The organism is Herbaspirillum camelliae (assembly GCF_001929405.1).
Taxonomy (GTDB): domain Bacteria; phylum Pseudomonadota; class Gammaproteobacteria; order Burkholderiales; family Burkholderiaceae_D; genus Herbaspirillum; species Herbaspirillum seropedicae.
In genome coordinates, this window is the sequence record NZ_KV880769.1 from 719,506 (window position 1) to 742,039 (window position 22,534).

General features: G+C 62.9%; 20 protein-coding genes and 1 riboswitch. Of the genes, 9 read left to right on the plus strand and 11 right to left on the minus strand.

Features of this window, described 5'->3' with window-relative positions; translation table 11 throughout:
• The first annotated feature begins 23 nt into the window (after positions 1-23).
• Positions 24-929, plus strand: coding sequence for a carbohydrate kinase family protein (locus BGK68_RS03275; protein ID WP_075255909.1), 906 nt, complete (start codon positions 24-26; stop codon positions 927-929).
• A 62-nt stretch (positions 930-991) separates the two neighbouring features.
• Here the strand turns inward: BGK68_RS03275 and BGK68_RS03280 are convergent, their stop codons facing one another.
• On the minus strand, positions 992-1,858 hold the full coding sequence (locus BGK68_RS03280; RefSeq protein WP_075255910.1) for an SDR family oxidoreductase: 867 nt from the start codon (positions 1,856-1,858) through the stop codon (positions 992-994).
• A gap of 215 nt (positions 1,859-2,073) precedes the next feature.
• Between BGK68_RS03280 and BGK68_RS03285 the strand changes: the two genes are divergently transcribed.
• Positions 2,074-2,949 (plus strand): LysR family transcriptional regulator, encoded by an 876-nt coding sequence (locus BGK68_RS03285; RefSeq protein ID WP_075255911.1) that lies wholly within the window; start codon positions 2,074-2,076, stop codon positions 2,947-2,949.
• A 76-nt stretch (positions 2,950-3,025) separates the two neighbouring features.
• The gene (locus BGK68_RS03290; protein WP_075255912.1) at positions 3,026-4,129 is read left to right on the plus strand and encodes a J domain-containing protein; all 1,104 of its coding nucleotides are present in this window, start codon (positions 3,026-3,028) and stop codon (positions 4,127-4,129) included.
• 28 nt (positions 4,130-4,157) lie between these two features.
• On the opposite strand, the gene BGK68_RS03295 is transcribed toward BGK68_RS03290, so the two are convergent.
• Complete coding sequence (locus tag BGK68_RS03295) at positions 4,158-6,437, minus strand: UvrD-helicase domain-containing protein (protein WP_075255913.1); 2,280 nt, start codon at positions 6,435-6,437, stop codon at positions 4,158-4,160.
• A gap of 107 nt (positions 6,438-6,544) precedes the next feature.
• Between BGK68_RS03295 and aroQ the strand changes: the two genes are divergently transcribed.
• From aroQ to BGK68_RS03310, 3 genes are all read left to right on the plus strand, one after another.
• Positions 6,545-7,114: a gamma subclass chorismate mutase AroQ gene (gene aroQ / locus BGK68_RS03300; RefSeq protein WP_075255914.1), complete on the plus strand. Its 570-nt coding sequence runs from the start codon at positions 6,545-6,547 to the stop codon at positions 7,112-7,114.
• Positions 7,115-7,281: 167 nt separating this feature from the next.
• Positions 7,282-8,523, plus strand: a complete 1,242-nt coding sequence (locus BGK68_RS03305) for an MFS transporter (RefSeq protein ID WP_075255915.1) — start codon at positions 7,282-7,284, stop codon at positions 8,521-8,523.
• A gap of 226 nt (positions 8,524-8,749) precedes the next feature.
• Positions 8,750-9,244, plus strand: a complete 495-nt coding sequence (locus BGK68_RS03310; protein WP_013232475.1) for a Dps family protein — start codon at positions 8,750-8,752, stop codon at positions 9,242-9,244.
• 104 nt (positions 9,245-9,348) lie between these two features.
• On the opposite strand, the gene BGK68_RS03315 is transcribed toward BGK68_RS03310, so the two are convergent.
• The 9 genes from BGK68_RS03315 to thiC form a co-directional block, all read right to left on the minus strand.
• Entirely contained in the window at positions 9,349-9,804 is a 456-nt protein-coding gene (locus tag BGK68_RS03315; protein ID WP_158035414.1) for a DUF4437 domain-containing protein, read from the minus strand.
• A 105-nt stretch (positions 9,805-9,909) separates the two neighbouring features.
• Positions 9,910-10,497 (minus strand): GlcG/HbpS family heme-binding protein, encoded by a 588-nt coding sequence (locus BGK68_RS03320; RefSeq protein WP_233149229.1) that lies wholly within the window; start codon positions 10,495-10,497, stop codon positions 9,910-9,912.
• Between the two features lie 372 nt (positions 10,498-10,869).
• A complete protein-coding gene (locus BGK68_RS03325) occupies positions 10,870-11,772 on the minus strand; it encodes a LysR family transcriptional regulator (protein WP_083657915.1) in 903 nt (300 codons plus the stop codon).
• A gap of 133 nt (positions 11,773-11,905) precedes the next feature.
• Positions 11,906-12,652 carry an SDR family oxidoreductase gene (locus BGK68_RS03330; protein WP_075255917.1) on the minus strand — a complete coding sequence of 249 codons (747 nt, stop codon included), beginning with the start codon at positions 12,650-12,652 and terminating at the stop codon, positions 11,906-11,908.
• Positions 12,653-13,093: 441 nt separating this feature from the next.
• Positions 13,094-13,726, minus strand: a complete 633-nt coding sequence (gene thiE / locus BGK68_RS03335; RefSeq protein ID WP_075255918.1) for a thiamine phosphate synthase — start codon at positions 13,724-13,726, stop codon at positions 13,094-13,096.
• A gap of 1 nt (position 13,727) precedes the next feature.
• Positions 13,728-14,594 carry a bifunctional hydroxymethylpyrimidine kinase/phosphomethylpyrimidine kinase gene (thiD, locus tag BGK68_RS03340; protein ID WP_075255919.1) on the minus strand — a complete coding sequence of 289 codons (867 nt, stop codon included), beginning with the start codon at positions 14,592-14,594 and terminating at the stop codon, positions 13,728-13,730.
• A gap of 2 nt (positions 14,595-14,596) precedes the next feature.
• Positions 14,597-15,406, minus strand: coding sequence for a thiazole synthase (locus BGK68_RS03345; RefSeq protein WP_069372902.1), 810 nt, complete (start codon positions 15,404-15,406; stop codon positions 14,597-14,599).
• A gap of 38 nt (positions 15,407-15,444) precedes the next feature.
• Entirely contained in the window at positions 15,445-15,645 is a 201-nt protein-coding gene (thiS, locus tag BGK68_RS03350) for a sulfur carrier protein ThiS (protein WP_075255920.1), read from the minus strand.
• 12 nt (positions 15,646-15,657) lie between these two features.
• Positions 15,658-17,571, minus strand: a complete 1,914-nt coding sequence (gene thiC / locus BGK68_RS03355) for a phosphomethylpyrimidine synthase ThiC (RefSeq protein ID WP_075255921.1) — start codon at positions 17,569-17,571, stop codon at positions 15,658-15,660.
• A 96-nt stretch (positions 17,572-17,667) separates the two neighbouring features.
• Positions 17,668-17,778: riboswitch (TPP riboswitch) on the minus strand.
• A gap of 461 nt (positions 17,779-18,239) precedes the next feature.
• Here thiC and BGK68_RS03360 point away from each other — a divergent pair.
• Genes BGK68_RS03360 through BGK68_RS03370 form a run of 3 tightly spaced genes read left to right on the plus strand, consistent with a single transcriptional unit; the run spans position 18,240 to position 22,438 of the window.
• Positions 18,240-19,985 (plus strand): OmpA family protein, encoded by a 1,746-nt coding sequence (locus BGK68_RS03360; protein ID WP_075255922.1) that lies wholly within the window; start codon positions 18,240-18,242, stop codon positions 19,983-19,985.
• 36 nt (positions 19,986-20,021) lie between these two features.
• On the plus strand, positions 20,022-21,599 hold the full coding sequence (locus BGK68_RS03365) for a hypothetical protein (protein WP_075255923.1): 1,578 nt from the start codon (positions 20,022-20,024) through the stop codon (positions 21,597-21,599).
• The gene (locus BGK68_RS03370) at positions 21,599-22,438 is read left to right on the plus strand and encodes a hypothetical protein (protein ID WP_075255924.1); all 840 of its coding nucleotides are present in this window, start codon (positions 21,599-21,601) and stop codon (positions 22,436-22,438) included. The genes BGK68_RS03365 and BGK68_RS03370 overlap by 1 nt, the downstream gene beginning before the upstream one ends.
• Positions 22,439-22,534 lie beyond the last annotated feature (96 nt).

Genomic DNA, 22,534 nt, shown 5'->3' on the forward strand with positions numbered 1-22,534 from the left:
GACCTGATACAACGGAGACCAGCATGACCCAGAGCGCCGCATTCGTCGTCTTCGGCGAAGCCCTGACCGATTTCATCCGCCAGCCCGACGATCAGTGGCGCGCCATTCCCGGCGGCGCCTGCTGGAACGTGGCGCGCGCAGCCGCCCGCCTGGGCGTGCCCACCGGCTATGCCGGCAGTGTGAGCACCGATGTGTTCGGCGCAGAGCTGTACGCCCTCACGCAAGCGGCCGGCCTGGACATGCGCTTCACCCAGCAATACGCCAAGGCCCCGCTGCTGGCGATGGTGACCTCGACCACCCCGCCCGACTACTTCTTCATCGGCGACGACAGCGCCGACCTGCACTTCGACCCGCAGCGCCTGCCGGCGGGCTGGCTCGATGATGCCCAGGTGCTGCACTTCGGCTGCATCAGCCTGACCCGCGAACCGCTGGCCTCGCGCCTTCTGCAGATTGCGCAGGAAGCGGCGCTGCGCAACAAGAAGATCGCCTTCGATCCGAACTGGCGCAAGCTCATGGACAGCCCGTCCTATCGCCTCCTGTTCCAGCAGCTGCTGTCCTTGTCGCATTACGTGAAGGTATCCGACGAAGACCTCGAACGCCTCTTCCCCGGCGACACCAATGCGCTGGCCACACTGCAATCGCTGGCCCCGCAAGCCGAGATCCTCTACACGCTGGGCGCCAAGGGGATGCAGTGGATCAAGGGTGAGCAGGTCATCGACCAGCCCGCCTATCGCGTGGAGGTCATCGACACCGTCGGTTGCGGCGACGCCTCCATGGGCGGCTGGATCGCCAGCCAGTTGCGCCAGCCGGATGCGCCGGCCCAGGTCCACCTGCAATGCGCGGCGGCGGGCGCGGCCATTGCGGCCTCCAAGGCCGGCGCCTATGCGGCGACCTGGGACGAAGTGCAGGCGCTGATCGCCCGCACCTGAAGGCCGTCCCCCCCACCTTCTCACCATGAGCGGGAGGCCTGCCCTCCCGCTCGCCTGCTGCATCACGCGCCGGCCAGTTCCTTCACGAAATCCTGGTAAGTGCGCAAGGGTCGGCCCAGCAATCCTTCCAGCACCTGCACCGCACCTGGGCGGCCATGCATGCCGTGGCGCTGGATCTGCGCCGTCATCAGCCGCAGGTCGAAGGCCATCCAGTCAGGGACCTGGGCAGCCAGTTGCTGCTCGAACGCATCCAGATCATCGCCACCCGCCTGGATGGGCCGTTGCAACACCTCGCTCCATACAGCCGCCGCCTGCGCCCCGGTGAAGGATTGCGGACCGACCAGGTCCAGCGTGCGTGTTGGCAGCGGCTTGTCCGCCCGGTCACGCGCCAGCAGTTCGGCCACCGCAATGTCGGCGATGTCGCGCACGTCGATCATCTCCACGCCTGAGGGGCCGATGGGCATCGGATACACGCCGTAGGACGACACCACCGGCAGGAGCGGCACATCGTTCTGCATGAAATACGCCGGGCGCAGGATCGTGGCATGCAGGCCGCTGCCTTCGATCATGCGCTCCACCGTGTGCTTGCCGGTAAAGTGCGGCACATCGGTGAAGCGATCCGCATGGATCACCGAGAGATAGACGATGCGCTCGATACCCGCCTGGCGTGCCAGGTTCAGCACATTGAGCGCCTGCGTCAGTTCGTCAGGCACCACGGCGTTGAGCACGAAGAGGGTGCGCACGCCATGCAGGGCGGTGCGCAGCGAAGTCACCTCGCGCAGATCGGCGACCACTTCCTTGACACCTGCGGGCAACGCCAGCTTGCCGGGGCTGCGCACCAGTGCGCGGACCTCGGCGCCAGCGGCGGCCAGACCTTGCACGACCAGGGATCCAACGGCGCCGGTAGCGCCAGTAACGAGAATGCTCATGATGTTTTCCTTTGTGGATAAGTTAAAAACTCTGCTTCGATGAAAGGTTCAGGACTTGCATCACCTCGATGCAAAGCAAGCACCGGCTAGCAGGGCTAGGCATCGCTTGCACGCTGCCGTTGCGGGTCGGTGGTTGATGGAACACACGATAATGGGTATCGCATTCGAAACACAGACGCTAAAATCGAGACTATCCGGATCATTATTGAGACACCATGGACATCAATGCCCTAGTGGATTTCCAGCTGGTCGCCGCCCATGGCAGCTTTGGCCGCGCCAGCCGCGAGAGCGGACGCGCCAAGGCCACGCTGTCGCGCCGCGTGGCCGAGCTGGAAGAAGAACTGGGTGTACGCCTGGTTGAGCGCGGCACGCAACGCCTCACCGTGACCGAGGCTGGCGAGTTGCTGCTGCAACGAAGCGAAGGCCCGCTGCGCGAACTCGAGGAAGCCATGACCCAGGCCCGCGAAGGCAGCAGCGCGCCGCGCGGCCGTCTGCGCGTTGCCGCACCGCTGGTGTTTTCGCAACTGGCGCTGGGGAGGCTGGTGGCCTTGTTCCATGCTGCCTACCCGCAGGTCGAAGTGGAAGTGGCGGCCGAAGACCGCTTGGTGGACCTGGTGCAGGAACACTTCGACCTCTGCATCCGAATCAATCCCGGCGAAGACGGCAACCTGGTGGGCCGCTGCTTCGCTCGCGACAGCCTGGCCCTGGTGGCGGCACCCACGCTATCCATGCCGCGCGCACGGGTGGGCAAGTCGCACCCGGTGCCGGCGGTGGTGATGCCGACCTTCCGCGACAGCGATATCTGGTCCTTGCGCGAAGGCAAACTGCTGATCGCACCGCAACCGGTGCTGCGGCTGTCTTCGCTGATGATGGTCAAGGATGCGGTCTGTGCCGGAGCGGGTGCGGCGCTGCTGCCATGGTCGGTGGTCGGCGCGCTGGTAGAAGCGGGACAGCTGAAGCTGTGGGGCAAGCTGGGTGGCGAAGTCGAGCTGTGGGTGCTGCATACTTCGCGCCGCTTGCAGAGTCCCAAGGTGCGGGCATTCGTGGACTTCATGTGCCAGCAGTATCCTGATGGCCGCTTCGCCGTCTGATCGCGCAGCAGCGGCTGCGCTTGTGGGTCGCTGGCCGAATGGCTAGAATCCGCCACCGCTCAATCCGTTTCTCTCCATGAACAAGCCCACGCCCCACGATGTCACCCTGGTCAACGGCCAGTCCGCTACCCGGCTGTCACCGGCGCAAGAGCAGTTCAATGCGCTCATCGACGCCATCGGCGCCCGCCGCGCGCGGCTCAAGGAATGGGAAACCGCCAGCGACGAATTCCACAGGAAATACGCGGCCCAGTACGTGCCGCTGGAACAGGAACTGCTGGGACTGAAGCGCCAGGCCGTCTACCGTCTGCACGAAGCCTGGGCGCACAAGGCACTGGGCAAGGGGGAGCGCATCACCCTGTCGGGCCTGATCGCCGACATGGCGCAAGCGCTGCTGCAACGTAGCGCGGATGCCGAGCTGGCGCTGATCTACCAGCAGCACGCAGAAGAAGAGGACGCCGAAGAGATCGTCCACGCGCCATCATCGCCTGCCGGGAACGAGACCATTGCCGAGGACGACTTCACCACCGGCACGCCCGAGGAAATCATGCAGCGCATGGAGGCCATGCTGGAGCGCCAGGAGCGCGAACGCCAGGCCGCCGCCCAGGCGCGGGAAGCCGGCCGCGCCAGCCGCAAGAAGCCGCCCAAGCAGCGCGCCGCCGAACACCAGCAGCAGGCGCAGCGCAGCGAACTGAGCCAGTCCATCCGCGCCGTCTACCGCCGTCTGGCCAGCGCCCTGCATCCGGACCGCGAACCCGACGAAGACGAGCGCACCCGCAAGACCGCGCTGATGCAGCAGGTCAACCAGGCCTACGAAAAAAATGATTTGTTGAAGCTGCTGGAATTGCAGCTGGAAATGGAACACATCACCCGGCATCCCCAGACCGAGGTGAGTGAGGCGCGGCTGGCGCATTACAACCAGATCCTGCAGGAACAGGCCGACGAGCTGGACCAGGAAATCAACCACGTCGAACGCCAGTTCCGGCGCGCCTATGGCCTGCCTTCCACGGCAAGGCTGACGCCCGAGAAGATGATGCGCTACCTGAACCGGGGCATCACCGCGCTACGCCAGGAAGGTCAGGACCTGCGCGCCGCGCTGGCGGCGTTTGGCGATATCGAACAGGTCAGGAGCTGGCTCAAACATGCCCGCCGCCAGCGCGCCCAGGGGTGGGAAGACGCTTGACCGGGGCGCGGTCACGCCGCGTCACGCGTCAGATTTTCTCCAGCTTGGCCACCGACAGATCCAGCAGTTTCATCCCGAACTTGCCGAAGTTGATCTGCGCCCGCGCCGCCCCGCCACCGCCTTCGATATTGACGATGACGCCCTCGCCGAACTTGGCATGCGACACGTTCTGCCCGATGCGCCAGCCAGAATCGGTCTGGCGCGTAAAGCTCTGGGCGATCTTGTTGTTGCCCGCCTCCGGCACTTCATCCCAGGCCGACTTGGGATTGGCGAACCAGTGATGCTGGGCGATCTTGGGCGAGAGCCACTTGATCGATTGTTCCGGCATCTCATCGAAGAAGCGTGAGCGCATGTTGTAGCGCGTCTGGCCGTGCAGCATGCGGGTCTGCGAGAAGGTCATGAAGAGGCGCTTCCTCGCACGCGTGATGGCCACGTACATCAGGCGCCGTTCTTCTTCCACCCCACCCTCTTCCTTGGCGCTGTTCTCGTGCGGGAACAGGCCTTCTTCCATGCCGGTGATGAAGACCGCGTCGAACTCCAGCCCCTTGGCCGAGTGCACCGTCATCAACTGCAAGGCATCCTGGCCCGCCTGCGCCTGATTGTCGCCAGCTTCCAGCGAGGCATGCGAGAGGAAGGCCGACAGCGGCGACATGATGGTCACCAGCGGTGCATCGGCGTCCAGCACTTCCACGCCATCGGCGGTGGTGAGGGCGGTGCCGGCCGAGGCCTGCGCCTGCGGGCCGAGGAAGGCCGGTGCATCCAGGCCATAGCCTTCTTCCGAGACGAAGAGGGTCGCTGCGCTGACCAATTGCTCCAGGTTCTCGATGCGGTCTGCGCCTTCCTTCTCGTTGCGGTAGTGGGTCATCAGGCCGGACAGGTCCAGTACCACCTTGACCATTTCCGGCAAGGGCAGATGCTGGGTCTCGAAACGCGCGCCTTCGATGAGCTTGATGAAGGCATTCAACGAAGAGCCCGCCTTGCCCGCCACGTAAGGCACGGCGGCATAGAGCGAGCAACCGTACTGGCGCGCCGCATCCTGCAATGACTCCATGGCCTTGGCGCCGATGCCGCGCGTGGGGAAGTTGACCACGCGCAGGAAGGCCGAATCATTGTGCAGGTTGTCCATCAACTGCAGGTAGGCGATGGCGTGCTTGATTTCGGCGCGTTCGAAGAAGCGCTGGCCGCCATAGACGCGATAGGGAATGGCCGAACTGAACAGCGCATGCTCCAGTACGCGGGATTGCGCATTGGAACGATAGAGGATGGCGATCTCGCTGCGCGCCCAGCCTTCGGCGATCAGGTCCTTGACCTGTTCGATGATCCATTGCGCTTCCTGCAGGTCGCTGGTGGCTTCATAGACGCGCACCTGCTCGCCGTGACCGGCATCGGTGCGCAGGTTCTTGCCCAGGCGCTTGCTGTTGTTGGCGATCAGCTCGTTGGCGGTATCGAGGATGTGACCATGCGAGCGATAGTTCTGCTCCAGCTTGATCAGGTTCTGCACATGGAATTCCTGCTCGAAGGCCTGCATGTTGCCCACGTTGGCGCCACGGAAGGCATAGATGCTCTGGTCATCGTCGCCCACCGCGAAGACCGCGTTGTGCTGGCCGGCCATGAGCTTCAACCACTTGTATTGCAGGTCGTTGGTATCCTGGAACTCATCGACCAGGATGTGGCGGAAGCGGCTCTGGTAGTGCTCGCGCAGGGGCTGGTTGCGCGAGAGCAATTCATAGGTGCGCAACAGCAGCTCGGCGAAATCGACCACGCCTTCGCGCTGGCATTGCTGGTCGTAGAGCTCATAGAGTTCGACGAACTTGCGGTTGTAGTCGTCGTAGGCATCGACGTCCTTGGCGCGCAGGCCCTGGTCCTTGGCGCTGTTGATGAAGTACATCAGGTTGCGCGGCGGATACTTCTCATCGTCCACGTTCATCTGCTTCAACAGCCGCTTGATGGCCGAGAGCTGGTCTTGCGTATCCAGGATCTGGAAGGTCTGCGGCAAGCCCGCATCCTTGTGATGCGCGCGCAGCAGGCGGTTGCACAGACCGTGGAAGGTGCCGATCCACATGCCCCGGGTATTGATGGGCAGCATGCCCGACAGGCGCGCCGTCATTTCCTTGGCGGCCTTGTTGGTGAAGGTCACCGCCAGGATGCCGGAAGGCGAGACCTGCCCGGTCTGGATCAGCCAGGCGATGCGGGTGGTCAGCACACGGGTCTTGCCGGAACCGGCGCCCGCCAGGATCAGCGCCGATTGCGCGGGCAGCGTCACGGCGGCGAGCTGCTCTTCGTTGAGGTTGTGGAGAAGATTTTGCATCCCGCGATTATAAAGGGCGCGTGCCCTGACCGGGCGAGCAGGGGCGGCGCTATACTGCGGTGCCTTGATTTATCCACAGCCTTTCTCAATCGACGACTCTCCCGCCCATGCGCCGCCTGTCCTCCTCCTGCCTTCCGGCCCTCGCCCTGATCGCCACCCTCTTGCTGAGCGCCTGCGCCACCAGCACGCCACCGGCCGCGCGCAGCGATGTCGAGCAATTGCTGAGCTTGCAGAAGACGCGTCTGGACGTCGCCGCCCCGGTGGCGCGCAGCAAATGGAATTCGCATGCGCCCATTGATGATCCGGCGCGCGAGGCGGTGATCCTCGACGATGTGGCCGCCCGGGCGCAGAAGCTGGGCCTGGATGCGGCGTGGACGCGGCGTTTCTTCCAGGACCAGTTCGAGGCCGGCAAGATCGTGCAGCGCGACCTGCACCGCCAGTGGCGCGTGGAGCAGCGCCCACCTTTCGCCAATCCGCCGGACCTGGCGCTGCAGGTGCGCCCGGTGCTGGACCGCCTCACCCCCGACCTGCTGGCTGCGCTGGCGCGCCTGAACGGCCACTGGTGCGAACCCGCCGTGCAGCGCGACCTGGCCGAGCTGGATGCGGAGATCCTGGGCGCGGACTATCCCCCGGCAGTGCGCGAACGCGCCACCGAAGCCCTGCGCTGCCAACGCTGAAGGCCGTCTTGCCATCCGGATAACGTGGCAGAAAAGCGACTAAGCGACTGAATCGACAGGAAAAAATCTTTTGCTGTCCTGCAGCATTTTTCTGGCGGGAGTAAAATCCGGCATGTTGTTCACGCGCACATCCGCGCCTGCGACACCTCATTCCGAACTCCCCCGCCATGTCCGACGATTCCTGTAGTCCCAGTCCCTCCGCCACGCCTGTGCCGGCCGCGCCGCCGCGTCCGCTGACGCCGGCCAAGGTCACCCGGCAGATCATCGCCACCGCCTTCTTCACCTTCCTGGTCTATCTGGCCATCGGCATCCCGATGGCGGTGCTGCCGGGCTACATCCACCTGGACCTGGGCTATAGCTCGGTGATGGCCGGCCTGGGCATCAGCGTGCAGTACTTCGCCACCTTCGTGAGCCGCGCCAATGCGGGCCGCATGATCGACACCGTCGGCGCCAAGCAGACCGTCATGCGCGGCATGCTGCTGTGTTCGGCCAGCGGCGCCTTGCTGCTGTGCTCGGCGCTGGCCCAGCCGCTGCCCTTCCTGTCGCTGGTCCTGCTGTTTGCCAGCCGCGCCTTGCTGGGCCTGGGCGAGAGCCTGGTCGGCACTGGTGCCATCATGTGGGGCGTGGGCCGGGTGGGTTCCGAGAACACGGCCAAGATGATTTCCTGGAACGGCATCGCCACCTATGCGGCACTGGCCATCGGCGCACCGCTGGGCGTGGTGCTGGACCGCTCGCTGGGCTTTGCCATGATCGGCCTGTCGGGCATGCTGCTGACCGTGCTGGGCTACGTGCTGGCGCGTGGCGGCCCGGTCACGCCGGTGGTGCAGGGTGAACAGCTGTCCTTCAAGCTGGTGCTGCGCAAGGTGTTCGCCTATGGCATGGGGCTGGCCTTCGGCACGATCGGTTTTGGTTCGATCGCCACCTTCATTACGCTCTATTACGCCGACCTGCACTGGAGCGGCGCGGCCTTTGCGCTGACCGCCTTCTCCAGCGCCTTCGTCGGTGCGCGCCTGCTGTTTGCCAATGCCATCACGCGCTTCGGCGGCTATCGCGTGGCCGTGGTCAGCTTCCTCACCGAAGCGGTCGGCCTGCTGCTGCTGTGGAGCGCCACCACGCCCGAACTGGCGCTGCTGGGGGCAGGCCTGGCCGGTTTCGGCTTTGCGCTGGTGTTCCCTTCGCTGGGGGTGGAGGCCGTCAACCTGGTGTCGCCGGCCAATCGCGGCGCGGCGCTGGCGGCCTATTCGGTCTTCCTCGACCTGGCGCTGGGCATCACCGGCCCGCTGGCCGGGGCCATCGCGGGGCAGCTTGGCTATGCGCAGGTATTCCTCTTCGCCGCCATTGCCGCCATCGGTGCGGTGGCCTTGTCGCTGTCCTTGTATCGGAGTGCGCAGCAGCGCGGCAAGTCTTGATCTGCACGATCTGAACGCTGACTGAACATGGGGCCGATAGGTGTTTATCTATCGGCCCCATTGATTTATTGCGCAGCGGTGCGCTGAAAAATCGGTTGAAATAAGGAACGTCGTCCCGACTCTCTTATCAATACTTGCGTAGCCGCAGTTTGTCCCTGCGGATTTGCAATAGAATCGCGGAGTTGTGTAACCGCTTACGAACAACCGAACAGCTAAGGAGCGAATAATGGCAAAGAAGAATGTGGCAGCCCCCTCGATCAACATCGGCATCAACGACAAGGACCGCAAGAAGATTGCCGACGGCCTGTCCAAGCTGCTGGCCGACACCTACACCCTGTACCTGAAGACCCACAACTTCCACTGGAACGTGACCGGTCCGATGTTCAACACCCTGCACCTGATGTTCGAAGGCCAGTACAACGAACTGGCGCTGGCCGTGGACCTGATCGCCGAACGCATCCGCGCACTGGGCTATCCGGCTCCGGGTTCGTACAAGGAATTCGCCAAGCTGTCCTCGATCCCCGAAGCCGATGGCGTGCCCAACGCCCAGGAGATGATCGCCCAGCTGGTGGCCGGCCAGGAAGCCGTGACCCGCACTGCCCGTTCGATCTTCCCGACCGTGGATGCAGCCGCCGATGAACCGACCGCCGACCTACTGACCCAGCGCATGCAGCTGCATGAAAAGAATGCATGGATGCTGCGCAGCTTGCTGGAAGGCTGATGCTGACCTGAAGTTGATCCACGAAAAAATGGCCGGCAGATCATTCTGCCGGCCATTTTTCCTGGCTCACAGCGAGATCCCAGGATCGGGATCCCGCATCTTGATTATTTGCTCAGCACATAATCAAACTTGCCTGGCTGAACCAGGAAGAACAGGCAATCGGTGTCCGAGATGCACTCCGTCACGTGTGATTCTTCACCACGTTGAAACCAGTAGGAACCTACCGGAAGCGGAACGACTTTCCCACCCTCCTGATAGTTCGCACCGACACCTTTCAAGACCACTGCATAGTAGTCCTCGGTATGCGTATGCGGCGCGCTCTTGAAGCCGGCTGGCGCACGAACGAATGTACCGTGGCGTCCATTGGCGAGATTGCCGTAGGCCGGTCCTGCCTTGAGTTCCTTGCCGTCCGAATTGACGCCCGTATCAACGAATTTGATTTCGTTGGCGGGAATGCTCACCGAGGGACCTTCGTGCATCGGTTTCTTGTCTGCAGCGCTTGCGGCTGCAGAGAGGCTGATGGTCAGGCCCATCGCGAGGGCCACATGTCTTGTCTTCATGATGTTTGAGTTGAATGATGTTGATCGACCGTGACAGCCGGAGATCATGCTGATGATCCACGCGGCGGTCGATGAAGGCGATATCCTCCATCAGACCGTGTCACCTTACTTCTTCAAAAGCTCTGCCACTTGGGCGACGCCAGCCTGCGCACACACTTCGTCCTTGTCACCACCAGGCGAGCCTCCCACGCCGAGCCCGGCGATGGTTTCCTCTCCCACCTTGAACGCCACACCGCCGGGCAGCGCCGTGACATTGGGTGTGCTTGCCAGCGATTGCGCTAGCAGGGGCGGATACTTCGACAGCACCCCGATATAGCCGCTGGTGGTGTCGGCATGAAAGATCGGGCCCATGGTCACTACCGTATAGGCTTTCCGGAAACTGCTGTCCTTGGTGTGAATGACCGCATGGTCGCCCCGCAGGACCACCTGCGGCGTGCCCGATACGTCAACCACGGTGGCCGTGACGTCATAGCCGTTGGCTTTGCAGGTATCCACCGCCGTTTGCGCGGCGATGATGGCCGTGCTCAAGGGAAGTGTCCTTCCACTGATCGATACCTGCGCCTGGGCCGGTACCTGGGACATCACGCCGATAGCTATTGCCATCATGGCCAGCGCTGAGGTGATCGGTGCGGCTTTCGCTGTTGGCGCGCCTGCATTGCCTGGGCTGCGCGCAGCTTTGTGCATGGTCTTCATTTCGTTTATCTCATCTTGGTTGATTGGAGTGGCAGAACGACCGCCAACCCACAATGCGAACCGGGATCTGTCTGTCGGTCCATCGATTCGGTCATCTGTCTAAGCTGATCATTTCGCCTGAAAGAATCATGCGCCTGCCAAATTCAAAACAGAATCACCCGACAGCGAGAAGCATCTGACCAGGAAATGATGAAATAGGGAGGAGAATGCAGCGCGGTGGAACCCATCCAACCCGGGCCAGGGCTGGCCAGGTTCTCCCTGATGGAAAAAGGGAAGACGACGAGAACGGCAATCTGCGCGCAGTACGCGGAGGTACGACAATCAGCGCAGCGACCTGTGCGCCTGTCGTGGGCGAGCATGATCGGGAAGAACTTACTCGGAAGGAATGCGCCCGAATTCAGCGAGCAATTGGCGAAGTTGCGGCACGGCATAATCGATGAATCGCCGTAGCTTCGCGGGGACGGCATCTCTGGAGAGATAAACCACATGGATCGGGATGGGCTCGACTTCAAACGATGGCAGGATGGTTTTGAGCTTTCCCGCGATGATCGCATCATGAACATCGTGCTCGAGCACAAACGTCGCACCGATTCCGGCGATGGCCGCGTCCACGGCAGCGTCCGGCGACGAAACGAGCAGTCTCGGGGTGTCGGCCACGGTAAAGGTCTGGCCCGTATGGTGGCAGACATAGCGCCAAGGGGATAGGCTGGGACTGTCGAACACCACACATGGCCGATCACGCAAGTCTTCCGGCGTTTCGGGACAACCATACTTATCCAGAAAGGCCGGACTGGCTACCGTCACCACGCGCAATGCCCCGACCCGGGTGGCGATGAGGCTGCTGTCGCGCAAGCGGCCGACGCGAATGGCGACATCCGCGCGGGCATCCACCAGGTCAATGACCCGATCAGACTGGATGAGCCGAATGCGGATCTCCGGATGCAGGGCGAGAAACTGGTTGATGACTGGCAGCACTCTCAGGCGTGCTACCTGCACGGGAGAGGCGACCACCAACTCTCCTCGTGGTGTCGTGAATTCGCCGGCGGCGCGTCTTTCCAGTTCATCCACTTCTTCGAGGATACGTTTGGCCACCACCACATATTCATCGCCTGCATCGGTCAATACCAGCTTGCGCGTTGTCCTGACCAGCAGCCGCGTGCCTACCAGCGCTTCGAGGTCATTGACGTTGCGTGTGAGCGTGGCCACCGGGATGTTCAGTTTTCTGGCAGCCGCCGACAAGCTGCCTTCCTCGACCGAGGCCACCAGCATTGCCATTGCTTCTAGTCTGTCCAATTGGGGCTCTGAAAAAATGGGTGAGGGAGCAATTCTAATTCGGTTCGCCGAAATGATCGCAGCCTCCATCCAAAGGATGGAGGCTGCCCGGATTGCTGCTTGCTGATTTGAGGCGTCAGAACTGGGTCAGGCCACCATCCACCACCAGCTCCGTACCGGTGGTGTAGGAGGAATCTTCACTGGCCAGGAACAGGGCGGTCTTGGCCAGTTCCTCGGCATTACCGAAACGCTTGAGGGCAACCTTGTCGGTAATGCTTGCGGCAACCTGGGCCAGCACGTTTTCAGGCAGGCCGATCTTGCTGTAGAAGGGTGTGGCGATCGCCCCTGGGCTGACGGCATTGACGCGAATGCCGCGCGATGCCAGTTCGGCACCCAGGGTACGCACCAGGGAGCGGGTCGCAGCCTTGGTGGCGGCCAGGATCGACAGGCCCGGGTAGCCGATCGTGTTCAGGAAAGAGGTCGTGACGATCACGCTACCGCCCGCTCGCATCAAGGCAGCGGTTTTCTGGATCGTGAAGAATGTGCCCGTGAAGTTCAAGGCGATGTTGTCGTTGATGTACTCCTCGGTGACTGCATCAAGGGGGGCGACCTTGCTGGCGCCGGCGTTGGCAAACACCACGTCGATGTTGCCGAACTTGCGACGGGTCTCTTCGACCGCACGTTCGATGTCGGCGACCTTGCGGATATCGGCCTGGATCAACAGAGCCTTGCCATGGAGTGCCTCGCCTGCTTCGGCCAGGCGTTCAGCGTTCGAACCGACCAGGACAATACTGGCCCCTTCCGCCTGGAACAGCTTTGCGGTTTCCAGGCCGATACCCGATGTGCCACCGGTAATGAATGCCACCTTGTTGTTGAGTTTCATGATTCGTTCCTTCCCATAGAGATGAATAGCTGGATCGCAATGCACTAGCTGGCAACACATTGCTGCGCAGCTTTTTGTGTTGAATGCCTTGCTTGGAACGAATATTAGATCTCACTACTTTTCGGCGGAATCCACTAAATCTGGCTAATATCTAATCAAAAAATGGCGAAGTCCCCACGCTTGGTACTCACGGAAAAATTCGTCATCCGGATAAGTCGGGCGTCAGATCCGATGGATGGCGGCCTCAACCAGGCCGGCACTGCTTGCCAAGACAATTACCTGCTCCACACGAACGGCGTCTTTTCCAGTCACCGTTCGCACTGAGTAGCCGCCCTGCGGCGTATCGAAGGCGCGGCGATGCTTGCGCCACCGCTGGCGCGCCTTCGATACGACCCTGCGGGTCTACTCAGTACGAACGGTGTTGGCGGAGGATGGCATGCATCAGTGATAGAGGTCGGCCAGTTGCCGCGTCTTGCGTTCTTCCACCGGCACAAGATAGACGCTGCTGATGACGGCCACCATGTCGGCCCCCTGCGCCACCAGCGGCGGTGCATTCTCCAGGGTGATACCGCCGATCACCACCACCGGCAAGGCAATCTCGCGCTTGGATTGCGCAATGATTTCCGGTGCAGTGCGGAAATCATATTTTTTCACGCGCGACGGATAGAAGCCGCCAAAGGCCACGTAACTCGCGCCATCACGATAGGCCGCATGCGCCAGCTCCAGCGTGCCATAGCAGGACGCGCCCACGATGCGGTCCGGCCCGACGGCCTTGCGCACCTCGGCGATGGAAGCGTCGGTGCCACCGACGTGGATGCCATCGGCATCGATGTCCAGGCACAGGTCCACATGATCGTTGATGATCAGCGGCACCTGGTACTGCCGGCACAAGGCCAGCAGTGCCGAGGCTTGCGCCTGCCGTTGCTGCGCGCCGGCCGTCTTGTGGCGGTACTGTACCAGCGCAGCACCTTGCTGCAAGGCCAGCTCGGTGGCCGCCAGCAATTGGGCGGTGTCATCCCAGTCGGGTGTGACGATGTAGAGGCCGCGCAGACGCTTTGCATACTCGGGTTTCATGTCAGGCTCCTGCCGCAGGTGCGGCATCAACAACAGGTTCGAAGGCAGGCACGCGGTTGGGAATGCGCTGCCCGTCGGCAATGGCATACGAGGTAGCGAGCGCATGCTGGGTGTAGTGCTGGGCCAGCTCGATGGCCTGGCGCATCGGCAGGCCCCGCGCCAGGCAGGCCGACAGGGCCGCCGCCAGCGTGCAGCCGCTGCCGTGGAATTCATCGGGCAGGCGGGTCCAGCGCCAGCGCGCACTTTCAATCGCTTCTTCGGCAAACTCGGAACGGAACAGCTGTCCATACCAGCGATTGATCACATCCTGCTCCTGCGGACCATGACCGCCCTTGAGCAGCACATGCGCGCAACCCCGCGCCATCAACTGCGCCGCCTGCTGCGTAGGCTCCACCTCGCCGCACAGCCGGCGCGCCTCGTTGAGATTGGGCGTGATCACTGTAGCCAGCTCGTACAACGGCTCGATCACACGCGCCGCATCATCACGCGACAGCTGGTCTCCCTTGCCGTTGGCCAGTACCGGATCAAGCACCACCGGCAGTTGCGGATTGCGCTCGCGCAATTGCCGGATCAAGGCCGCGATGACCTCGGCATTCTCACGACTGCCCGCAATGCCCAGCTTGACCGCCGCGATGTCGAAGCGGTCGATCAGCACCTGGGCCTGGTGCCGCACCAGTTCAGGATCGAGTGCATGCACGGCAAAGACGCTGACGTTGTCCTGCACCGTCAAGGCCGTCGGCACCGACAAGGGATGGCACCCCAGCGCCGTGATGGCCGGGATATCGGCCTGCATGCCGGCCCCGCCGCTAGGGTCGGAGCCGGAGAAGACCAGCACGCAGGGTGGCGTGCAACGATAGGCCGCCTGCATGCTTACGCCACACGACCCGCCATCGGCGACGACGGCGAGGCGGCAAACTTGCGCGGGATGCGGCCAGAGAGGAAGGCTTCGCGACCCGCTTGCACCGCCAACTTCATGGCGCGGGCCATGCGGATGGGATCGCGTGCACCGGCAATGGCGGTGTTCATCAGCACACCATCACAGCCCAGTTCCATGGCGATAGCGGCATCCGAGGCAGTGCCGACGCCCGCATCGACCAGCACCGGCACGCGGGCCTGTTCGATGATCAGCGAGAGATTCCAGGGATTCAAGATGCCCATGCCCGAGCCGATCAGCGAAGCCAGCGGCATGACGGCGGCCACGCCCAGGTCTTCCAGCATGCGCGCCTGGATGGGATCGTCGCTGCAATAGACCATCACATCAAAGCCGTCCTTGACCAGGGTCTCGGCGGCCTTGAGGGTTTCTGGCATGTTGGGGAACAGGGTCTTTTCATCGCCCAGCACTTCCAGCTTGACCAGCTTGTGGCCGCCCAGCAGCTCGCGCGCCAGTTGCAGCGTGTACACCGCATCGGCCGCGTTATAGCAACCAGCGGTATTGGGCAGGATGGTGAATTCGGAAGGCGGCACCGCGTCCAGCAGGCTGGGCGCATTGGGGTCCTGGCCGATGTTGACGCGGCGGATCGCCACCGTGATGATCTCGGCGCCGCTGGCCACCGTCGCCGCGCGGGTCTCGTCGAGGTCCTTGTACTTGCCGCTACCCACCAGCAGGCGCGAGCGATAGGTCTTGCCAGCAATGGTCAGGCCCTTGTCCTCGTTCACGAGGGGGGCGTCATTCATGTTCATGTCGATTCCTTGTCTTGGGATGTGCGCAGGCGGGCGGATCAACCGCCGCCAATGGCGCGCACGACGTCTACCTTGTCGGCCTCGGCCAGTGTGCGCTCAGGCCATTGCGCGCTGGGCACCACCTGGCGGTTCACCGCCACCGCCACTGCACGGCCGGCCAGAGAAAGGCCGGCAATGAGCTGGTCCAGCGTGGCGCCGTCAGGCAGCGGGTGAGGCTTGCCGTTCAGTTCGATCTGCATGGTGGCCGGCTCTTACTGCTTGGCATAGATCTCGGCGCCCATCTTGACGAACTCGACCGACTTGACCTGCATGCCTTGCTTCAAGGCGTCGATCTCGGAGATGCCTTCCTTGGCGGCGTAGTCGCGCACTTCCTGGGTGATCTTCATGGAACAGAAGTGCGGGCCGCACATGGAGCAGAAGTGCGCCACCTTGGCCGAATCCTTGGGCAGGGTCTCGTCGTGGAATTCGCGCGCCTTGTCCGGGTCCAGGCCGATGTTGAACTGGTCTTCCCAGCGGAATTCGAAGCGCGCCTTGGACAGGGCGTTGTCGCGGATCTGCGCACCTGGATGGCCCTTGGCCAGATCAGCGGCGTGGGCGGCGATCTTGTAGGTGATGATGCCGTCCTTGACGTCGGTCTTGTTGGGCAGGCCCAGGTGTTCCTTGGGGGTGACGTAGCACAGCATGGCCGTGCCATACCAGCCGATCTGGGCCGCGCCGATGCCGGAGGTGATGTGGTCGTAGCCGGGCGCGATGTCGGTGGTCAAGGGGCCGAGGGTGTAGAACGGCGCTTCGTGGCACTGCTCCAGTTGCAGGTCCATGTTCTCCTTGATGAGATGCATGGGCACGTGGCCGGGGCCTTCGATCATGACCTGCACGTCGTGCTTCCAGGCGATCTGGGTCAGCTCACCCAGGGTGCGCAGCTCGCCCAGCTGGGCTTCGTCGTTGGCATCGTAGATGGAACCGGGACGCAGGCCATCGCCGAGGCTGAAGCTGACGTCATAGGCCTTCATGATCTCGCAGATCTCTTCGAAGTGTTCGTAGAGGAAGGATTCGCAGTGATGCGCCAGGCACCACTTGGCCATGATGGAACCACCGCGCGAGACGATGCCGGTCATGCGCTTGGCCGTCAGCGGCACGTATTGCAGACGCACGCCAGCGTGGATGGTGAAGTAGTCCACGCCCTGCTCGGCTTGCTCGATCAAGGTATCGCGGAAGATTTCCCAGGTCAGGTCTTCGGCCTTGCCGTTGACCTTTTCCAAGGCCTGGTAGATCGGCACGGTGCCGATGGGGACCGGCGAATTGCGGATGATCCATTCACGGGTTTCGTGGATGTTCTTGCCGGTGGACAGGTCCATGACGTTGTCGCCGCCCCAGCGGATGGCCCAGGTCATCTTCTCCACTTCTTCGCCGATGGAAGAGGTCACGGCCGAGTTGCCGATGTTGGCGTTGATCTTGACCAGGAAATTGCGGCCGATGATCATCGGTTCCACTTCCGGATGGTTGATGTTGGCGGGGATGATGGCGCGGCCACGAGCCACCTCATCACGCACGAATTCCGGGGTGATCTCGGCGGGAATCGACGCACCGAAGGACTGGCCCGGATGCTGGCGGCCCATCAGGTCGGCCAGCTTGTTGCCCATAGGGCCGGAAGCCTTCAACTGCTCCAGGTATTCCTTGCGGCGCAGGTTTTCGCGGATGGCGATGAATTCCATCTCGGGCGTGATGATGCCACGGCGCGCGTAGTGCATCTGGGTCACGTTGGCGCCGACCTTGGCGCGGCGCGGCTTGCGGTGCAGGTTGAAGCGCAGCTCGGCCAGGGCCGGGTCGTTCAGGCGCTGCTGGCCGTATTCGGAGGTCGGGCCGGGCAGCTCCTCGGTATCGTTGCGCTCGAGGATCCAGGGCAGGCGCGGGGTGGACAGGCCGGCGCGGATGTCGATCTTCACGTCCGGGTCGGTATAGGGACCAGAGGTGTCGTAGACGTAGATGGGCGGGTTCTTTTCCGAACCGAACATGGCGGGCGTGTCGGCCTGGCTGATCTCGCGCATGGGCACGCGGATGTCCGGGCGCGAACCGGTCACGTAGATCTTGCGGGAATTCGGCAGAGGCTGGACGGCTGCCTCATCGACGGTGGCCGTCGCGGACAGGAATTTCGGGTTGGCATTCATTTCGGCTCCTTTGCTTGATGACTCATGGCTCGGAGCCAGCAAAGGAGGTTGCGGAAGAGGACGGACGGCGGGAGGGTGATACAGGCCGTGGGTGCGTCAAGCTGCCGGTTGCTTCCCTTCGCTGGCATTATCCAGATCAGGTTCAAGGGTATTTCTCACCCGGCTACCCAAGCATGAGCTTGAGCGCCAGGACCCCTAGCGGTGCGACGCGGGCCGCTTGCGCGGTCTTTGTCGTGGGCCGGATTCTACACCGATGGCCAGCGGAGACAAGCTCTGCATAGAAAATCATCATTCCCGCGTTACGAGACCCGCGCAAAAAAAAACGAGATAATTACCGAAAAATAAGCTAGCCATTTAACTAGAAATCAAAAAACTTTTGATCCCGCTAAACGAGAAACTTTCCGCGTGGTATATTTTCCGCCGGAAAAGGGATTGCAAAAGAGCAAGCATCTACTAAGCGCTAGCCGCTGCAGTGAACCCTTCCCGGTCCCGCCGTCAAGGCGGGCGCAGAAAGAAATGAAAGGCAGCCAGGCACAGGGGCCAGAAATGCCGGCTGCCACCGCAACACCAGACGACGCTTAGCACCCGACCGGGGGCATGCTGGGGGGCATGCGCGACTGGCAGGAAAAAACACGGCGATCCCGCTGCGCCGTCAGCAAACCTGAATCATGACACTGACACTTCGTCGCAAGACGCTGGTGGTGCGCACGCTCGTGGCCGCCATCGGTGCAAGTTTCGCATCGGGCTGCGCGGTCGATCCGGCCACCGGCAAACCCTCCTTCAAGGAAACCTTCGCCAGCGATGATCCATGCTCGCAGAACGCCCGCAATATCGGCATCGGCGTAGGCGTGCTGGCCGGAGCGATACTGGGCAAGCAGGTAGGCGGCGACAACAAGGGCCTGCTGATCGGCGGCGCACTGGGCGGACTGGTCGGAGGTCTGATCGGCAACGACATCGACAAGCGCCGCTGCGAACTCTCCAAGATTGCCAAGCAATATCAGCTCGACGTGCAGGTGACGACCCTGGATACCCAGGGTGAAGCGATCACCGGCGCCGACAGCGCCAAGGCCAAGCAGGAGACGGCCGGCTCGGTGGTCGAGATCCGCGACCCGGCTGGAGCGGGCGGACATTTCGAAAGCAACTCCGACCAGCTCACTGCACGCGCCCGCGACTACTTCACCGCCATCGCCGCCACCTACGACGTGCGCAAGAGCGCCGCCGATATCCAGGACCCCAACCTGCGCAAGCAGTACCTCGAGAAGATGGCCCAACGCAAGCTGCTGCTGGTGGGCCATACCGATGACACCGGTTCGTCCCGCCTCAATGCCGATCTTTCCGAACGTCGCGCCCGCGCCGTGTCGCGCTTCATGCAGGAGCACGGTGTCGCCGCTGGCTCGCTGTATTTCCAGGGGGCCGGCGAGTTCTACCCGGTGGCCAGCAACGAGACCGAGGAAGGACGCGCGAAGAACCGGCGCGTGGAGATCGCGGAACTGAGCGACAAGGCCAGCTTCGACAACTACCTGGCCGCACGCCGTCCACGAGTGGAGTTCTATCGCCAGGACAAGGGTGACGCCACCGAAACCACGGCCACGGCCGGCCAAGCTACCAGCGGTACAGCCGCAACACAGGGCGGTGTCCGCGCCCGTAATACGCGTACGGCGCGCCACGGCACCAGCAACAGCGATGGTGCAGCAACGACGTCCACCACCAGCACCAGCGCCTCCACCGCTGGCAACACCAAGGCCAAGGCAGGCGCCGTCGCCACAGCACCTGCCGAGACGACGCCAGCATCCGCACCAGCAGCTGCCAAGGCCGCTGCCACCGACGGCGGCAACTGGATCGACTTTGGCGGCGCCCCGCTGGTGGCATCCATGCAAACGGCTGCGATCGGCAAGGTCGAAAGCAAGCGTCCCTTCTTTTCGCTGATCAGCCCGGCCTATGCCGATGAACCGCCGGTGCTGGCCGACTGCACGCGCGACCGCCCGCGTGCTTCCCACAGCGTCAAGGCGCTGGCCGACGGCAAGACCTACCGCACCAGCGAACATATTCCTGGCCTGTATGGCAAGACCTGGACCGACCAGGTCAATGGCCATCAGGTGGTGGTCAACCGTATCGCCGTGCTGGCCAGCGACGGCAGCCTGTCCAGTCCGCCGGAGTTCAAGGTCTACAAGAACTACGATGCGTCGCGGCGTAGCAATATCAAGCCCGACGTGGCGCTGCAGCCGGAGGTCAACACCTACCTCGGCAGCAAGGGCCTGCTGTATCGCATCTTCCTCAAGGGGCAGGCCGGCCTGCAGTGCGCCGACATCGTCTTCGACAGCAATGGCGGCAGCGCGGCCAGGGCCGGACGCCTGGTGTACCTGCGCGCCAACACGCCCTATGCGGCCGATTTCAAACCCAAGATGTACCAATAACGATCAGTACCACATCCTTACACGGGGAACCCCTCTATGAAAGAAGTCTTCGAAACCTATCCGCTGGCCGCCTGGAGCGTGGTGAGCGTACTGCTGGCGGCCATCGTCATCATGACCTTGTGGGAACAGGTGAAATGGTGGTGGTTCAACACCTGGGTGCGCTTCCCTCTGGTAGGCCGCATCGCCCGTCTCTCGCGCGACCTCAACGAGGATTCCAGCCTGCCCGGCTGGCACAAGGGCGAAAGCACGCTGTGCCTGGAATACAAGAAGTTCATCCACATCCAGGATGAACATGACTTCAACGAAAAGGTCACCTACCTGACCAGGGCTGGCGACAATGGCCGCAAGGCTACGCCCAACTGGATCTGGCTGCTGACGATCTCGATGGTCTTCGTAGAGGCGATGGGTTTCTCCTATGTGCTGGCCGGCTACACGCTGCCGGGCGCCAGTGAGAATCTGCAGCAGACCGGCGCCTACGGCATCGCCTTCCTGATCTCGGTGATCCTGGTGGCATTTACCCACCTGGCCGGGCACGAGCTGTACAAGTCCGAGCGCGTGAACCTGGCGCGCCGCCAGTGGAACGAGACCGGACGCAAGCAGGAGCTCTTCACCGGCACCATCCCGCTGGCCCGTCCGCAGTCCGGCGACGACCACCAGCCGACCTTCACCCAGTTGTGCAACCGCGTGGGCTCCCATCCCAGCTACAAGTACACGGTTGCGACCGTGATCTTCGTGCTGCTGGTGGCCAGCCTGTCCACCTACGTGCGCGGTCAGGTGCTGGAGCGCGAGCTGGAAGCCCGTGTGACCCTGAGCAGCAACCAGGCCGGCAATGCCGCCCGCTCGGCCGCTGGCAGCCTGGATATGTCGGCGACCAACGTGCGCCTGCCGGCTGACGATGATGCCGCCAACCGCGCCGCCGACCGCAAGGCTGTCTCCGACGAAGCCGACATCGATCGCCACGGCGGCTGGGCCACCTTCATCGTGCTGGCCTTCGTCTTCGTGTTCCTGCAGATCCTGGGTGTGATCTTTGGCTATCGCTGGGGCTTCGCCGGTGAAAACAGCCAGGAAGCCTATCGTGATATCGGCAGCGGCCGTTACTCCAGCTACAGCGCCGTGCGCGAACACTACCGCCGCATCGCCGACACGGCCCAGGCCAGCCTGGCCACGCTGCAACAGAAGATGATGATGCACAACAGCACCCATGGCACCTCGGGCCAGCATCTGAGCAAGACCTTCCGCGACTTCATGCAGCAGACCCGCCTGGCCGATGCAGCCGAACGCGAGAGCGAACGCACCTATGCCCAGACCGTTGCCGCACAGCAGGCCCAGCCCCTGCACGTTCCCGCAGCGCCGGCGGCGGTGGCCGTAGCCGCAGTGGTGCAGGTCCCCACAGCAGCCGCCCCCACTGCTCCCGTGACGGTCGTCACCGACAGCCTGCAAGACGTGATGGCCAGGCTGGACGCCCTGGGTGAAGACAAGGAAGCCAAGAAGAAGCTCATGGCGCAATTGCCTGAGGGCCTCAACGCCAGCGTGCGCGACGAACTCAAGCGCCGCAAGGAAGAGCGCGAACGCAAGGCCCGCGAAGCCGACGCCGAGCTGGAGGACCTGCTGTGATGAAGTGGTCCGTCCTATTCCTGGCCGCTGGCCTGTTCAGTGGCAGCGCCTGGGGTGGCGCCATCGACGCCATCCCGACCTGCTACGACAACAAGATGGTGGGGAACCCCACTGGCGTGCTCGATACCGAGCTCTTCGTCGCCATTGACCAGACCACCCTGCTCGACGGTGGGCTGAAACAGTCGGTGGCCGACAATCTGAAGCCCTTCCTCAGCCCAGGCAATGGCTTCCAGATCGTCACCTTCTCTGCTTACACCCAGGGGCATTACACGGAAGTGCTGGCCTCGGGCAAGCTGGACGCTCCCATGGAAACCAACCGCCGCAACGACGTCTCCAAGACCGCCCTGGCCAAGTTCGACCAGTGCATGGGCCGCCAGCCCCAGCAGGCCGCGCAGATTGCCGGCGGCGCCTTGCGCACGGCCTTTGACGGCACCAGCGGCGAGATCGCCAAGTCCGATGTGCTGGCCAGCCTCAAGGCCATTGCCGATCTGAGCCGCAAGTCCAAGGCGCGCAACAAGATCGTGCTGCTGGTCTCGGACATGCTGGAAAACTCCTCGGTCTCCAGCTTCTATGCCGACCGTGGACATAGCGTGCGCAAGATCGATCCCGCCAAGGAAATGCAGTTGGTCGAACAGAACCAGCTGCTGGGGGATTTCGGCGGTGCGCGAGTATATGTGATCGGCGCCGGCCTGCTCTCCGAAGATGGCAAGAAGAGCAAGAGCTATCGCGATCCCAAGACCATGCAGGCCCTGGCCACGTTCTGGAAAACCTATCTGGAGAAGTCTGGCGCCCAGTTGGTGGAGTTCGGCCAACCGGCGCTGCTGAGCCCGATTCGTTGAGCTAGCCAACGATACCGGGTCGTCAGTTGCCACGCGTGAAGGTATAGTACGGCTCGCCACATTTTCTGATATGGCGAGAAAATCAACCTCAAAAAT

What these genes read in the sequence shown, in the direction of transcription:
- BGK68_RS03325 (WP_083657915.1), bottom strand. Translation starts at nt 11,772, where the DNA reads ATGGCAATGCTGGTGGCCTCGGTCGAGGAAGGCAGCTTGTCGGCGGCT.
- BGK68_RS03285 (WP_075255911.1), top strand. Translation starts at nt 2,074, where the DNA reads ATGGACATCAATGCCCTAGTGGATTTCCAGCTGGTCGCCGCCCATGGC.
- BGK68_RS03315 (WP_158035414.1), bottom strand. Translation starts at nt 9,804, where the DNA reads ATGAAGACAAGACATGTGGCCCTCGCGATGGGCCTGACCATCAGCCTC.
- BGK68_RS03310 (WP_013232475.1), top strand. Translation starts at nt 8,750, where the DNA reads ATGGCAAAGAAGAATGTGGCAGCCCCCTCGATCAACATCGGCATCAAC.
- BGK68_RS03370 (WP_075255924.1), top strand. Translation starts at nt 21,599, where the DNA reads ATGAAGTGGTCCGTCCTATTCCTGGCCGCTGGCCTGTTCAGTGGCAGC.
- BGK68_RS03365 (WP_075255923.1), top strand. Translation starts at nt 20,022, where the DNA reads ATGAAAGAAGTCTTCGAAACCTATCCGCTGGCCGCCTGGAGCGTGGTG.
- thiE (WP_075255918.1), bottom strand. Translation starts at nt 13,726, where the DNA reads ATGAAACCCGAGTATGCAAAGCGTCTGCGCGGCCTCTACATCGTCACA.
- BGK68_RS03360 (WP_075255922.1), top strand. Translation starts at nt 18,240, where the DNA reads ATGACACTGACACTTCGTCGCAAGACGCTGGTGGTGCGCACGCTCGTG.
- BGK68_RS03330 (WP_075255917.1), bottom strand. Translation starts at nt 12,652, where the DNA reads ATGAAACTCAACAACAAGGTGGCATTCATTACCGGTGGCACATCGGGT.
- BGK68_RS03320 (WP_233149229.1), bottom strand. Translation starts at nt 10,497, where the DNA reads ATGAAGACCATGCACAAAGCTGCGCGCAGCCCAGGCAATGCAGGCGCG.
- BGK68_RS03275 (WP_075255909.1), top strand. Translation starts at nt 24, where the DNA reads ATGACCCAGAGCGCCGCATTCGTCGTCTTCGGCGAAGCCCTGACCGAT.
- BGK68_RS03305 (WP_075255915.1), top strand. Translation starts at nt 7,282, where the DNA reads ATGTCCGACGATTCCTGTAGTCCCAGTCCCTCCGCCACGCCTGTGCCG.
- thiC (WP_075255921.1), bottom strand. Translation starts at nt 17,571, where the DNA reads ATGAATGCCAACCCGAAATTCCTGTCCGCGACGGCCACCGTCGATGAG.
- BGK68_RS03345 (WP_069372902.1), bottom strand. Translation starts at nt 15,406, where the DNA reads ATGAACATGAATGACGCCCCCCTCGTGAACGAGGACAAGGGCCTGACC.
- BGK68_RS03295 (WP_075255913.1), bottom strand. Translation starts at nt 6,437, where the DNA reads ATGCAAAATCTTCTCCACAACCTCAACGAAGAGCAGCTCGCCGCCGTG.
- aroQ (WP_075255914.1), top strand. Translation starts at nt 6,545, where the DNA reads ATGCGCCGCCTGTCCTCCTCCTGCCTTCCGGCCCTCGCCCTGATCGCC.
- BGK68_RS03290 (WP_075255912.1), top strand. Translation starts at nt 3,026, where the DNA reads ATGAACAAGCCCACGCCCCACGATGTCACCCTGGTCAACGGCCAGTCC.
- thiD (WP_075255919.1), bottom strand. Translation starts at nt 14,594, where the DNA reads ATGCAGGCGGCCTATCGTTGCACGCCACCCTGCGTGCTGGTCTTCTCC.
- BGK68_RS03280 (WP_075255910.1), bottom strand. Translation starts at nt 1,858, where the DNA reads ATGAGCATTCTCGTTACTGGCGCTACCGGCGCCGTTGGATCCCTGGTC.
- thiS (WP_075255920.1), bottom strand. Translation starts at nt 15,645, where the DNA reads ATGCAGATCGAACTGAACGGCAAGCCTCACCCGCTGCCTGACGGCGCC.